Genomic DNA, 12144 nt, shown 5'->3' on the forward strand with positions numbered 1-12144 from the left:
ACGTGTTCTTATAAAGCAACAGCTTCTCCTCCAGCTGCTTCAATAGCTGCTTTTGCTGATGCTGTAAATTTATGTACAGTTATATTTAATTTAGCTTTTAACTCTCCGTTTCCTAAAATTTTAACTAGGTCGTTTTTACCAGCCAATCTATTAGCAATTAGAATATCTAAATTTACTGTATCTGTTATTTTTCCACTATCAACTAAAGATTGTAATTTATCTAAATTGATTCCTTGATACTCCTTACGGTTTATATTTGTGAAACCAAATTTAGGTACACGTCTTTGAAGAGGCATTTGACCACCTTCAAAACCTATCTTTTTAGAATAACCAGAACGAGATTTCTGTCCGTTGTGACCTCTTGTAGCAGTACCACCTTTTCCAGAACCTTCACCTCTTGCAATTCTTTTTCCTTTTTTAATGGAACCCTCTGCAGGTGTTAAATTATGTAAACTCATTTTTTATAAATCTTATTTAATTTCTTCAAAAGAAACTAAGTGTTTAACTGTATTTACCATACCAATAATTGTAGGAGTTGCCTCATGTTCTACAGTTTGGTTCATTTTACGTAAACCTAAAGCCTCTAAAGTTCTTTTTTGACTTTGAAGACGTCCGATTTGACTTTTTACTTGTGTAACTTTAATTCTTGCCATCGTTCTTAGATTTATCCGTTAAATACTTTTTCTATAGATATACCTCTTTGCTTAGCAATAGAAGATGCACTTCTTAATTGTAATAATGCATCAAAAGTAGCTTTTACAGCATTGTGAGGATTAGATGATCCTTGAGACTTTGATAATACATCATGTACACCAACAGATTCTAATACGATACGTACAGCACCACCAGCAATAACCCCTGTACCAGGAGATGCAGGCTTGATAAAAATCTTTGCTCCACCAAATTTACCTTTTTGTTCATGAGGTAAAGTACCATCTAAAATAGGAATTCTAACTAAGTTTTTCTTTGCATCTTCAACTGCTTTTGCAATTGCAGAAGAAACATCTTTAGATTTACCTAAACCATGTCCTACAACACCATTACCATCACCTACAACAACAATTGCAGAGAAACCAAATGCTCTACCACCTTTTGTAACTTTGGTAACACGTTGTACACCTACTAATTTATCTACAAGTTCTAACCCACTAGGTTTAACTCTTTCTACGTTTTTATAACCTTGCATATTTTCTTAAAATTTTAAACCAGCTTCTCTTGCAGCTTCTGCTAATACTTTAACTCTACCATGGTATAAATAACCATTTCTATCAAAAGCAACATTTTCTAATCCTGCTTTAGTAGCTTTTTCTGCAATTGCTTTACCTACCGCAGTAGCTGCTTCAATTTTAGAACTTGCTTTAATATCTTTATCTCTAGATGAAACAGCAGCTAAAGTCACTCCGTTTACATCGTCTACTATTTGAGCGTAAATTTCTTTGTTACTTCTATAAACCGATAATCTTGGTTTTGTAGCAGTACCGAAATAATTTTTCTAATTCTACGCTTTATTCTAGCTCTTCTTTCTAGCTTTGATAATGCCATATTGCTATATTATTATGCAGATTTACCTGCTTTTCTTCTTAATAATTCACCAACAAACTTAACACCTTTACCTTTATATGGCTCCGGAGCTCTAAAAGAACGAATCTTTGCAGCTATTTGACCAACTAACTGTTTGTCAAAAGAAGTTAATTTAATGATTGGGTTTTTCCCTTTCTCTGATACTGTTTCTACTTTCACTTCGGAGCTAATTCTAAAACAATATTATGAGAGAAACCTAAAGCTAAGTCTAATTTCTGACCTTGATTTGAAGCTCTATAACCTACTCCTACAAGTTCTAATTCTTTAGTCCAACCTTTACTTACGCCTTCAACCATGTTATTGATTAAAGCTCTCATTAAACCATGTTGTGCTTTATGGTCTTTGCTTTCCGATGCTCTATCTAATGTGATAACTCCATCTTCAATACTTACTGTAATTCCTTCAGAAATAGTTTGAGTTAACTCTCCTAACTTCCCTTTTACAGTAATTACGTTGTCTTTTATGTTTACATCTACACCTTGTGAAATGCTAACGGGATTTTTTCCTATTCTACTCATTTCTTAAAAATTAATAAACGTAACATAAAACTTCTCCTCCAACATTTTCTTGACGTGCTTTTTTGTTTGTCATAACACCTTTAGATGTTGAAACAATAGCAATACCTAGCCCGTTTAATACTCTTGGCATCTCTGAAGAACCAACATATTTTCTTAAACCTGGCGTACTGATACGTTGGATTTTTCTAATTACTGAATCTTTTGTTTCCTTGTCATACTTTAAAGCTATCTTGATAGTTCCTTGAACTTTATCATCATTAAACTGATAACTTAAAATAAACCCTTGGTCAAACAAAATTTTAGTCATTTCCTTCTTCAAATTTGAAGCCGGAATTTCTACTACTCTGTGTCCTGCAACGATTGCATTTCTAACTCTTGTTAGAAAATCCGCAATTGGATCTGTATACATACTTATTTATATTGCGATTACGGTTTTCAAATACCTCTATTTATGCTACAGATTTCTCTGTGATAAATGAACCTATAATCAGTTAAAATTCTTATACTCAAAAAAAATAGAGCGTGCAAAGATACACATTCTATTTTTATTTTTAAGCTTTATTTAAATTTTCTACCAACTTGCCTTTTTAACACCTGGTATTAATCCTTGATTTGCCATTTCACGAAACGTTACACGAGAGATACCAAATTGTCTCATATATCCTTTTGGACGTCCAGTTAATTTACATCTGTTGTGCATTCTTACTGGTGATGCATTTTTTGGTAATTTTTGCAATGCTTCATAGTCTCCAGCTTCTTTTAAAGCTTTTCTCTTTTCTGCATATTTTGCAACTGTTTTTGCTCTTTTACGTTCGCGAGCTTTCATTGATTCTTTAGCCATTTCTTAATTTTTTTGAATGGTAAACCTAATTCTCCTAATAATGACTTTGCTTCCTTATCAGTATTTGCAGATGTTACAAAAGTAATATCCATACCGTTAATCTTCTTAACTTGGTCAATATTTATCTCTGGGTAAATGATTTGTTCAGTAATACCTAAATTGTAATTACCTCTACCATCAAATCCATTAGCTTTAATACCGTTAAAGTCTCTTACACGTGGCAAAGAAGCTGTAACTAGTCTGTCTAAAAATTCATACATTTTATCACCTCTTAACGTAACTTTTGCTCCAATTGGCATTCCTTTACGTAATTTAAATGATGCAACATCTTTTTTAGACATTGTAGATATCGCTTTTTGACCTGTAATTTTAGTCAACTCTTCTAAAGCATAATCTATTAATTTCTTATCTGCAATTGCAGCACCAACACCTTTAGAAACAACAATCTTTTCTAATTTTGGTACTTGCATTACATTCTTATAACTGAATTCTTCAGTAAGAGCTTTAACAACTCTTTCTTTGTATTCTGATTTTAATCTTGGTACGTAACTCATGATTACTCTTATTTTTTAGTTTTTTTAGAGATTCTAGTTTTAGTATCTCCATCAACCTGATAACCTACTCTTACAGCTACACCTTCTTCTACTAACATTACGTTAGATATATGAAGAGAAGCTTCTTTCTTTACAATACCACCTTGAGGATTTTGAGCATTAGGTTTAGTGTGTTTAGAAACTAAATTTACACCTTCTACTAAAACTCTATCCTTATCTTTGATAATTTGTAAAACCTTACCTTCAGATCCTTTATGATCTCCTGCAATTACTTTTACAGTATCTCCTGATTTTAATTTAAACTTCTTCATTTTATTATAATGTTAAAGCACTTCAGGTGCTAATGATACTATTTTCATGAATTGTTTCTCACGAAGTTCACGTGCAACTGGTCCGAAAACACGAGTTCCTCTCATTTCCTCTGTAGGATTTAAAAGTACACAAGCATTATCATCAAATCTAATATAAGATCCGTCTTTACGTCTAACTTCTTTCTTTGTTCTTACAACAACTGCTCTAGATACTTGACCTTTTTTTACAGTTCCGTTAGGAGTTGCAGATTTAACCGATACAACAATCTTGTCTCCAATACTTGCGTAACGCTTTTTTGTACCTCCTAAAACTCTAATTACTAAAACTTCTTTAGCTCCAGTATTATCTGCTACTTTTAATCTTGATTCTGTCTGTAACATATTATTTAGCTCTTTCTAGGATTTCTACTAATCTCCAACGTTTAGATTTACTCATAGGTCTTGTTTCCATGATCCTAACTGTATCTCCTTCGTTGCAATCATTCTTTTCGTCGTGTGCAACGTACTTCTTAGTCTTTAATACGAACTTTCCGTACATTGGGTGCTTAACTCTTTTAGTTTCAGCAACAACAATAGATTTTTCCATTTTGTTACTAGAAACAACACCAATTCTCTCTTTTCTAAGATTTCTTTTTTCCATCTTTAAAACTGACTATAGAATTATTGTAATTCTCTTTTGTTAATTCTGTTGCAATTCTTGCTACAGTTCTTCTTAAACTTCTCAACTGCAATGGGTTCTCCAAAGGAGTTATTGCGTGAGCCATTTTAAGATCAGTATAATTCTTTTGCAACGCTCCAAGCTTTTCATTAAGATCTGCTATAGATAATTCTTTTATTTCTGATTGTTTCATTGTATTTAGAATTAAGCGTTAATATCAAAATCTCTTGCTACTACAAACTTCGTTCTTACTGGAAGTTTTTGTGCTGCTAAACGTAAAGCTTCTTTTGCAACATCCATTGGCACTCCACCAATTTCAAACAAAATTCTACCTGGTTTAATAACTGCAACAAAATGATCTGGTGCTCCTTTACCCTTACCCATACGTACTTCTAAAGGCTTCTTAGTGATAGGCTTGTCTCGGAAATATTTTAATCCATAACTGACCTTCTCTTTTCATATGACGAGTAGCCGCAATACGAGCTGCTTCTATCTGACGCGAAGTTAATAAATTCCGGTCTAAAGATTTGATACCAAACATTCCGTTAGAAAGTTGATTTCCTCTACCAGAAATACCTGTCATATTTCCTTTCGCCTTCTGTACCTTACGGTATTTTACTCTTTTTGGCTGTAACATTTTTAATTTCTAATTTTAAAAATTATTTTCTTCTACGAGGTTGACGTTTAGATCTGTCACCACCTTTAGAACCAGATTGTTTCTTAGACAATCCTACTAATGGAGATAATTCTCTTTTACCATAAACTTCGCCTTTCATAATCCATACCTTCACACCTAATCTTCCGTATGTAGTATGAGCTTCTACAAGTGCATAATCAATATCAGCTCTAAAAGTAGAAAGAGGAATTCTACCTTCTTTAAAGTGCTCTGAACGTGCCATTTCAGCTCCATTTAAACGTCCTGAAATCTGAATTTTAATACCTTCAGCATTCATTCTCATTGTAGCTTGAATAGCCATTTTAATAGCTCTCTTATAAGAAATTCTATTCTCAATTTGACGAGCAACACTAGTTGCTACTAATCTTGCATCTAATTCTGGACGCTTGATTTCAAAAATGTTAATTTGAACTTCTTTTCCTGTAATTTTCTTAAGCTCTTCTTTTAACTTGTCTACCTCTTGACCACCTTTACCGATAATAATACCAGGTCTAGCAGTAGTGATAGTAACGGTTACAAGTTTTAAAGTACGCTCTATAATTACTCTAGAAACACTTGCTTTAGATAATCTAGCATGTATATACTTTCTTATCTTATCATCTTCAGCAATTTTATCTCCGTAGTCATTACCACCGTACCAGTTAGATTCCCAACCTCTGATGATTCCTAAACGATTTCCTATTGGATTAGTTTTTTGTCCCATTTCTACTTTGATTATTTGCTTATTGTTTTAGTACCTAACTCTAAAGTAACGTGATTAGAACGCTTACGAATTCTATGAGCACGACCTTGTGGAGCTGGTCTTAATCTTTTTAACATTCCTGCGCTATCTACATAAATAGTTTTCACATATAATCCAGCATCTTCTATAGCTGCATCTTCATTCTTAGCTTGCCAGTTTGCAATTGCAGACAACAATAATTTCTCTAAGTTTATAGATGCTTCTTTAGGGCTAAATTTTAAGATTTGTAAAGCTTTTTCAACTTCAACACCTCTTACTTGATCTGCTACTAAACGCATTTTTCTTGGTGATGTAGGACAGTTAGTAAGCTTAGCGAAAGCACGTTGCTTTCTATCTGCTTTTAACTGATCTGCCATATTTTTTTTACGAACTCCCATTTCCTACTATTTTTTTCCTTTATTTTTTGCACCAGCGTGTCCTCTAAAAGAACGAGTTGGTGAAAATTCGCCTAATTTATGCCCTACCATGTTTTCTGTAACGTAAACCGGTACAAATTGACGTCCGTTATGAACAGCAATTGTTTGTCCAACAAAATCTGGAGTAATCATACTTGCTCTAGACCAAGTTTTGATTACAGTTTTGTTTCCACCTTCTACATTAGCTAACACTTTTTTCTCTAACTTATAGTGAACGTAAGGTCCTTTTTTTAATGATCTTGCCATAACTTATTATTTCTTTCTACGTTCTATAATATACTTATTACTAGCTTTGGTTTTAGATCTAGTCTTGAATCCTTTAGCAGGTATACCATTTCTTGATCTTGGATGCCCTCCGAGAAGAACGTCCTTCACCACCTCCCATTGGGTGATCAACCGGGTTCATTCTTACTGCATTTGTTCTAGGTCTTCTACCTAACCATCTAGATCTACCAGCTTTACCTGAAACAAGTAATTGATGATCTGAATTAGATACAACACCAATAGTTGCCATACAAGTTAACAAGATTAATCTTGTTTCACCGGAAGGTAACTTAACTGTAGCATACTTACCATCTCTTGCCATTAATTGAGCAAAAGAACCAGCAGAACGAGCCATAACAGCTCCTTGACCTGGACGTAATTCTATACATGAAATCGTAGTTCCTAAAGGAATTTCACTTAAAGTCATTGCATTTCCAATTTCTCGAGCAACATCTTTACCTGAAATAATAGTTTGACCTACTTTTAAACCGTTTTGCGCAATTACATAACGTTTCTCACCATCAGCATAACTTAATAGCGCTATAAAAGCTGTACGATTTGGATCGTATTCTATTGTTTTTACTGTTGCAGGAATACCTTGCTTATCTCTTTTAAAATCGATAATACGGTACTTTTGTTTATGACCACCACCAATATTACGTGTTGTCATTCTTCCCTGATTGTTTCGACCTCCAGATCGTTTTTTCGGAGCAAGTAAACTTTTCTCCGGCTTATCAGTTGTTATGGTGTCGAACCCATTTACAACTCTAAAACGCTGACCTGGTGTTATTGGTTTTAATTTTCTAACTGACATTTTTGTCTTTTAAAGATTGTTATAAAAATCAATACTTTCTCCTTCTGCTAACTGTACAATAGCTTTCTTATACCCACTCTTAATACCAGTAACTAAACCTTTTTTAGTAAACTTAGTATTTCTTTGAATTGGATAATTTAAAGTTCTTACACTAGATATAGAAACCCCGTAAGCAGATTCAACTGCTGACTTAATCTCTAATTTATTAGCATTTTTATCTACTACAAATGCATAACGATTAAATAATTCACTATCGTTTGTAGCTTTTTCCGTAATAATAGGTTTTATTAAAATACTCATTTCGAATCCCTATTTGCTTAAATTAGTGTTTATACCTTCTAAAGAACCTTCAGTAATCACTACTTTGTTTGCGTTTAACAAACCGTATGTGTTAATTTCTGAAACTTTAATTACTTTAGAATTTTTCAAATTACGTGATGATAAATACACATTTGTATTATCACTACCTAAAACAAATAAAGACTTTTTAGTATCTAATTCTAACGCTTTTAAAACGTTTAAAAAGTTTTTAGTTTTTGGATTTTCAAAGTTAAAATCTTCAACTACTACTAAATTCTCATCATTTGCTTGAATACTTAAAGCAGACTTACGTGCTAAACGCTTTAAGTTTTTATTCAATTTAAAAGAATAATTTCTTGGTCTTGGTCCGAACATACGTCCACCACCTCTAAAAACACCAGACTTGATAGAACCTGCTCTTGCAGTACCAGTTCCTTTTTGTTTTTTTATCTTTCTTGTAGAACCAGCAATTTCTGCTCTTTCTTTAGATTTGTGCGTACCTTGACGTTGATTTGCCAAGTATTGCTTAACATCTAAATAAATAGCATGATCATTAGGCTCAATACCGAATACATCTTTAGAAAGCTCAACCTTTCTACCTGTATCTTTTCCTGTAATATCTAAAACAGCTACTTTCATTATTTCTGAATAGTTACAAAAGCATTTTTGTGTCCAGGAACAGCTCCTTTAACAACAAGTAAGTTCTTTTCAGCAACTACTTTTAATACTCTTAAGTTTTGTACTTTCACTTTATCTCCACCCATTCTACCTGCCATACGCATTCCTTTGAATACTCTTGCAGGATAAGATGCAGCACCAATAGAACCCGGAGCTCTTAAACGGTTATGTTGACCATGCGTAGCTTGACCAACACCAGCAAATCCATGACGTTTTACAACACCCTGAAAACCCTTACCTTTAGAAACACCGGAAACATCTACAAACTCACCTTCTTCAAAGTGATCTACAGATATAGAATCTCCTAATTTATACTCACCTTCAAACCCTTGAAATTCAACGACTTTTTTCTTTGCAGTGGTGCCAGCTTTTTTAAAGTGACCGTCTAACGCTTTGTTAGAGCTCTTCGCCTTCTTGTCATCGAAACCAAGTTGTAACGCATTGTAGCCGTCAACCTCTTCGGTTCTGACTTGGGTAACAACGCAAGGACCCGCTTCGATTACTGTACAAGGAATATTCTTCCCGTTTTCATCAAATAAGCTGGTCATTCCAATTTTTCTTCCTATTAACCCGAGACATTTAGTTAAAATTTTAGACGAATAGATATTTATCCAGCGCGTCTATATTAATAATTATATTTTTTGAAACAAATGTTTCAGTACACATCCTTAAAATTTCATAAAAAAAAACAGCGCAAACAAATTCAACGCTGATTTTGTTTTTTCCGTTTTTCCTTCGCGAAACGCTCCGGACATGTCACTATTAGTGATAATTACATCAAAAATAGCAGTTCCCTACTCTATTTCGGGTTGCAAAAGTATAAAAAACTTTCGGTTTAACAAAATTAAACCGAAAGTTAATATTTTACTTAAACTTTGATCTCAACTTCAACACCACTTGGTAACTCAAGTTTCATTAAAGCATCAATAGTTTTCGAAGAAGAACTATAAATGTCTAATAACCTTTTGTAAGCAGCTAATTGAAATTGCTCTCTAGATTTTTTATTTACGTGTGGAGAACGTAAAACTGTAAAAATCTTTTTATGTGTTGGTAAAGGTATTGGTCCGTTTACAACAGCACCAGTACTTTTTACCGTCTTAACGATTTTCTCAGCAGATTTATCTACTAAATTATAATCGTAAGACTTTAATTTTATTCTAATTTTTTGACTCATCTTATATTCTTTAGTCGATTAACCTTTAGATTTTGCTATCACTTCTTCAGATACATTAGAAGGAGTTTCAGCATAATGTGAAAATTCCATAGTAGAAGTTGCTCTACCGGAAGACATAGTTCTTAAAGCTGTAACATAACCAAACATTTCTGATAATGGCACTAACGCTTTTACAACTTTTGCACCGTTACGATCACTCATATCGTTTACTTGTCCTCTTCTTCTATTTAAATCACCAACGATATCTCCCATGTTCTCCTCTCGGAGTTAACACTTCTAATTTCATTAATGGCTCCATAATTTTAGCTTTAGCAGCTTTAGCAGCAGCTTTAAAACCTAATTTTGCAGCTAACTCAAAAGAAAGTTGATCAGAATCCACTGCGTGGAATGATCCATCCTTTAAAGTTACTTTCATAGAATCCATTTCGTATCCAGCTAATGGTCCGTTTTTCATAGCTTCTTTAAATCCTTTCTCAATAGAAGGTACAAATTCCTTAGGAACATTACCACCTTTAATTACAGATTCAAAAACTAATCCTTGAACACCTTCTTCTGCAGGCTCCATAGTAAATACTATATCAGCAAACTTACCACGACCACCAGATTGTTTCTTATAAACTTCTCTATGATCTGCAGATGCTGTAATAGCTTCTTTATATTCTACTTGAGGCTGACCTTGGTTAACTTCAACTTTAAATTCACGTTTTAAACGATCTACAATTACATCTAAGTGTAATTCTCCCATTCCTGAGATAATAGTTTGACCGAAGCTTCATCAGAACGAACAGTAAATGTTGGATCTTCTTCAGCTAACTTACCTAAACCAATACCTAATCTATCTACATCTGCTTTAGTTTTAGGCTCAACAGCAATACCAATTACTGGGTCCGGAAAATCCATAGATTCTAGAACAATTGGATGCTCTTGAGAAGACAAAGTATCTCCTGTTTTGATAGATTTAAAACCTACTGCCGCACCAATATCTCCAGCTTCGATAAAATCAATTGCATTCTGCTTGTTAGCATGCATTTGATAAATACGTGAAATACGTTCTTTTTTACCTGAACGGTTATTTAAAACATAAGAACCAGCATCTAAACGACCAGAATATGCTCTAAAAATGCTAAACGACCAACAAAAGGGTCTGTAGCAATTTTAAATGCTAAAGCAGCAAAAGGTTCATCTACACTTGGCTTACGTAATTCTTCTTGTTCTGTATCTGGGTTTACACCTACAATACCATCTTTATCAGTTGGTGAAGGTAAATAACGACAAACAGCATCTAATAAGAACTGAACTCCTTTATTTTTAAACGCAGAACCACAAATCATAGGAATAATTGCCATATCCATTACAGCAGCTCTAAGTGCAGCATGCACTTCTTCTTCTGTAATAGAATCTTCATCTTCCATGAATTTTTCTAAAAGATTCTCATCGTAACTTGCTACTTCTTCAATTAAAAGTGCACGGTACTTACGAGCTTCTTCTTTCATATCCTCAGGAATTTCGATAACATCGAAAGTAGCTCCTTGAGTTTCATCATGCCATACAATAGCACGATTCTTAACTAAATCTATAATACCTTTAAACTCATCCTCGTCACCAATATTTAAAACGATTGGCACCGCATTTGACTTTAACATATCTTTTACTTGCTGACAAACTCCTAAGAAATCAGAACCTTGACGGTCCATTTTATTAACAAAACCAATTCTTGGTACTTTATAGTTATCTGCCAATCTCCAGTTAGTTTCAGATTGAGGTTCTACACCATCAACAGCTGAAAATAAGAAAACTAAACCATCTAAAACACGTAATGATCTATTTACTTCTACAGTAAAATCAACGTGTCCTGGAGTATCAATAATATTAAAGTGATATCCTTTTGTTTTCGGAGTTTTTTCTCCGTTTTCTATTGGAAAGTTCCACGTACAAGTAGTAGCTGCAGAAGTAATTGTAATACCTCTTTCTTGCTCCTGCTCCATCCAGTCCATTGTTGCTGCACCATCATGTACTTCTCCAATTTTATGAGAAACACCTGTATAATACAATACACGTTCTGTTGTTGTAGTTTTTCCAGCATCAATATGTGCTGCAATTCCAATATTTCTTGTAAATTTTAAATCTCTAGCCATTTCTATTAAAATCTGAAGTGAGAGAAAGCTTTATTTGCTTCTGCCATTTTATGAGTATCAGTACGTTTTTTAACAGCAGCTCCTTCTTCTTTAGCCGCAGCTAAAATCTCAGCAGCTAAACGCTGTGCCATTGTTTTCTCGTTTCTTTTACGAGTGTACAAAATCATCCATTTAATAGCCATAGAAACCTTACGATCTGGTCTAATTTGCATTGGTATCTGAAACGTAGCACCACCAACACGACGAGATCTTACTTCTACGTGAGGCATTACATTTGATAAACCATCTTTCCAAATCTCTAAAGCTGTTTTTTCTTCTTCACCTTTTCTTTCTTCTACGATATCTAACGCATCATAAAATACTTTAAAAGCTACTGACTTCTTACCATCCCACATCAAGTTATTCACGAAACGTGTTACTAACTGATCATTAAACTTTGGATCCGGTAATAAGACTCTTTTTTTGCTGCTCTTTTTCTCATG

General features: G+C 33.8%; 17 protein-coding genes and 6 pseudogenes. All 23 read right to left on the reverse strand.

The window, feature by feature from the left end; all coding sequences use genetic code 11:
• Positions 1–8: 8 nt before the first annotated feature.
• A complete protein-coding gene (gene rplO, locus ACZ1HD_RS11865; protein WP_077809821.1) occupies positions 9–458 on the reverse strand; it encodes a 50S ribosomal protein L15 in 450 nt (149 codons plus the stop codon).
• A 12-nt stretch (positions 459–470) separates the two neighbouring features.
• Complete coding sequence (rpmD, locus tag ACZ1HD_RS11870) at positions 471–653, reverse strand: 50S ribosomal protein L30 (RefSeq protein WP_077809822.1); 183 nt, start codon at positions 651–653, stop codon at positions 471–473.
• Positions 654–664: 11 nt separating this feature from the next.
• The gene (gene rpsE / locus ACZ1HD_RS11875) at positions 665–1186 is read right to left on the reverse strand and encodes a 30S ribosomal protein S5 (protein WP_077809823.1); all 522 of its coding nucleotides are present in this window, start codon (positions 1184–1186) and stop codon (positions 665–667) included.
• A 6-nt stretch (positions 1187–1192) separates the two neighbouring features.
• Positions 1193–1542: pseudogene (rplR, locus tag ACZ1HD_RS11880) on the reverse strand (50S ribosomal protein L18).
• A 12-nt stretch (positions 1543–1554) separates the two neighbouring features.
• Positions 1555–2099: pseudogene (rplF, locus tag ACZ1HD_RS11885) on the reverse strand (50S ribosomal protein L6).
• 10 nt (positions 2100–2109) lie between these two features.
• On the reverse strand, positions 2110–2508 hold the full coding sequence (gene rpsH, locus ACZ1HD_RS11890; RefSeq protein ID WP_472687533.1) for a 30S ribosomal protein S8: 399 nt from the start codon (positions 2506–2508) through the stop codon (positions 2110–2112).
• Between the two features lie 162 nt (positions 2509–2670).
• Entirely contained in the window at positions 2671–2940 is a 270-nt protein-coding gene (gene rpsN, locus ACZ1HD_RS11895) for a 30S ribosomal protein S14 (RefSeq protein WP_068363324.1), read from the reverse strand.
• Positions 2922–3494, reverse strand: coding sequence for a 50S ribosomal protein L5 (rplE, locus tag ACZ1HD_RS11900; RefSeq protein WP_472687534.1), 573 nt, complete (start codon positions 3492–3494; stop codon positions 2922–2924). The genes rpsN and rplE overlap by 19 nt, the downstream gene beginning before the upstream one ends.
• A gap of 8 nt (positions 3495–3502) precedes the next feature.
• Positions 3503–3805, reverse strand: a complete 303-nt coding sequence (rplX, locus tag ACZ1HD_RS11905) for a 50S ribosomal protein L24 (RefSeq protein WP_077809828.1) — start codon at positions 3803–3805, stop codon at positions 3503–3505.
• Between the two features lie 12 nt (positions 3806–3817).
• Entirely contained in the window at positions 3818–4186 is a 369-nt protein-coding gene (gene rplN / locus ACZ1HD_RS11910; protein ID WP_015482230.1) for a 50S ribosomal protein L14, read from the reverse strand.
• 1 nt (position 4187) lies between these two features.
• Positions 4188–4445: a 30S ribosomal protein S17 gene (gene rpsQ / locus ACZ1HD_RS11915; protein ID WP_018943599.1), complete on the reverse strand. Its 258-nt coding sequence runs from the start codon at positions 4443–4445 to the stop codon at positions 4188–4190.
• Positions 4426–4656: a 50S ribosomal protein L29 gene (gene rpmC, locus ACZ1HD_RS11920; protein ID WP_472687535.1), complete on the reverse strand. Its 231-nt coding sequence runs from the start codon at positions 4654–4656 to the stop codon at positions 4426–4428. The genes rpsQ and rpmC overlap by 20 nt, the downstream gene beginning before the upstream one ends.
• Positions 4657–4667: 11 nt before the next feature.
• Positions 4668–5100: pseudogene (gene rplP / locus ACZ1HD_RS11925) on the reverse strand (50S ribosomal protein L16).
• Between the two features lie 22 nt (positions 5101–5122).
• Positions 5123–5842: a 30S ribosomal protein S3 gene (gene rpsC / locus ACZ1HD_RS11930; RefSeq protein ID WP_077809831.1), complete on the reverse strand. Its 720-nt coding sequence runs from the start codon at positions 5840–5842 to the stop codon at positions 5123–5125.
• Positions 5843–5853: 11 nt separating this feature from the next.
• Positions 5854–6258 (reverse strand): 50S ribosomal protein L22, encoded by a 405-nt coding sequence (gene rplV, locus ACZ1HD_RS11935; protein ID WP_077809832.1) that lies wholly within the window; start codon positions 6256–6258, stop codon positions 5854–5856.
• 6 nt (positions 6259–6264) lie between these two features.
• The gene (gene rpsS / locus ACZ1HD_RS11940; RefSeq protein WP_077809833.1) at positions 6265–6543 is read right to left on the reverse strand and encodes a 30S ribosomal protein S19; all 279 of its coding nucleotides are present in this window, start codon (positions 6541–6543) and stop codon (positions 6265–6267) included.
• Between the two features lie 6 nt (positions 6544–6549).
• Positions 6550–7375: pseudogene (gene rplB, locus ACZ1HD_RS11945) on the reverse strand (50S ribosomal protein L2).
• A gap of 9 nt (positions 7376–7384) precedes the next feature.
• On the reverse strand, positions 7385–7675 hold the full coding sequence (rplW, locus tag ACZ1HD_RS11950; RefSeq protein WP_077809835.1) for a 50S ribosomal protein L23: 291 nt from the start codon (positions 7673–7675) through the stop codon (positions 7385–7387).
• 9 nt (positions 7676–7684) lie between these two features.
• Positions 7685–8314: a 50S ribosomal protein L4 gene (gene rplD / locus ACZ1HD_RS11955; RefSeq protein WP_077809836.1), complete on the reverse strand. Its 630-nt coding sequence runs from the start codon at positions 8312–8314 to the stop codon at positions 7685–7687.
• Positions 8314–8901, reverse strand: coding sequence for a 50S ribosomal protein L3 (gene rplC, locus ACZ1HD_RS11960; protein WP_472687536.1), 588 nt, complete (start codon positions 8899–8901; stop codon positions 8314–8316). The genes rplD and rplC overlap by 1 nt, the downstream gene beginning before the upstream one ends.
• A gap of 320 nt (positions 8902–9221) precedes the next feature.
• Positions 9222–9527 (reverse strand): 30S ribosomal protein S10, encoded by a 306-nt coding sequence (gene rpsJ / locus ACZ1HD_RS11965; protein WP_068363283.1) that lies wholly within the window; start codon positions 9525–9527, stop codon positions 9222–9224.
• Between the two features lie 18 nt (positions 9528–9545).
• Positions 9546–11662: pseudogene (gene fusA / locus ACZ1HD_RS11970) on the reverse strand (elongation factor G).
• Positions 11663–11667: 5 nt separating this feature from the next.
• Positions 11668–12138: pseudogene (gene rpsG / locus ACZ1HD_RS11975) on the reverse strand (30S ribosomal protein S7); the annotation flags it as partial.
• Positions 12139–12144 lie beyond the last annotated feature (6 nt).

The sequence above is a fragment of the Polaribacter sp. HA6-7 genome (assembly GCF_055693625.1).

What these genes read in the sequence shown, in the direction of transcription:
- rplO (WP_077809821.1), bottom strand. Translation starts at nt 458, where the DNA reads ATGAGTTTACATAATTTAACACCTGCAGAGGGTTCCATTAAAAAAGGA.
- rpmD (WP_077809822.1), bottom strand. Translation starts at nt 653, where the DNA reads ATGGCAAGAATTAAAGTTACACAAGTAAAAAGTCAAATCGGACGTCTT.
- rpsE (WP_077809823.1), bottom strand. Translation starts at nt 1,186, where the DNA reads ATGCAAGGTTATAAAAACGTAGAAAGAGTTAAACCTAGTGGGTTAGAA.
- rpsH (WP_472687533.1), bottom strand. Translation starts at nt 2,508, where the DNA reads ATGTATACAGATCCAATTGCGGATTTTCTAACAAGAGTTAGAAATGCA.
- rpsN (WP_068363324.1), bottom strand. Translation starts at nt 2,940, where the DNA reads ATGGCTAAAGAATCAATGAAAGCTCGCGAACGTAAAAGAGCAAAAACA.
- rplE (WP_472687534.1), bottom strand. Translation starts at nt 3,494, where the DNA reads ATGAGTTACGTACCAAGATTAAAATCAGAATACAAAGAAAGAGTTGTT.
- rplX (WP_077809828.1), bottom strand. Translation starts at nt 3,805, where the DNA reads ATGAAGAAGTTTAAATTAAAATCAGGAGATACTGTAAAAGTAATTGCA.
- rplN (WP_015482230.1), bottom strand. Translation starts at nt 4,186, where the DNA reads ATGTTACAGACAGAATCAAGATTAAAAGTAGCAGATAATACTGGAGCT.
- rpsQ (WP_018943599.1), bottom strand. Translation starts at nt 4,445, where the DNA reads ATGGAAAAAAGAAATCTTAGAAAAGAGAGAATTGGTGTTGTTTCTAGT.
- rpmC (WP_472687535.1), bottom strand. Translation starts at nt 4,656, where the DNA reads ATGAAACAATCAGAAATAAAAGAATTATCTATAGCAGATCTTAATGAA.
- rpsC (WP_077809831.1), bottom strand. Translation starts at nt 5,842, where the DNA reads ATGGGACAAAAAACTAATCCAATAGGAAATCGTTTAGGAATCATCAGA.
- rplV (WP_077809832.1), bottom strand. Translation starts at nt 6,258, where the DNA reads ATGGGAGTTCGTAAAAAAAATATGGCAGATCAGTTAAAAGCAGATAGA.
- rpsS (WP_077809833.1), bottom strand. Translation starts at nt 6,543, where the DNA reads ATGGCAAGATCATTAAAAAAAGGACCTTACGTTCACTATAAGTTAGAG.
- rplW (WP_077809835.1), bottom strand. Translation starts at nt 7,675, where the DNA reads ATGAGTATTTTAATAAAACCTATTATTACGGAAAAAGCTACAAACGAT.
- rplD (WP_077809836.1), bottom strand. Translation starts at nt 8,314, where the DNA reads ATGAAAGTAGCTGTTTTAGATATTACAGGAAAAGATACAGGTAGAAAG.
- rplC (WP_472687536.1), bottom strand. Translation starts at nt 8,901, where the DNA reads ATGACCAGCTTATTTGATGAAAACGGGAAGAATATTCCTTGTACAGTA.
- rpsJ (WP_068363283.1), bottom strand. Translation starts at nt 9,527, where the DNA reads ATGAGTCAAAAAATTAGAATAAAATTAAAGTCTTACGATTATAATTTA.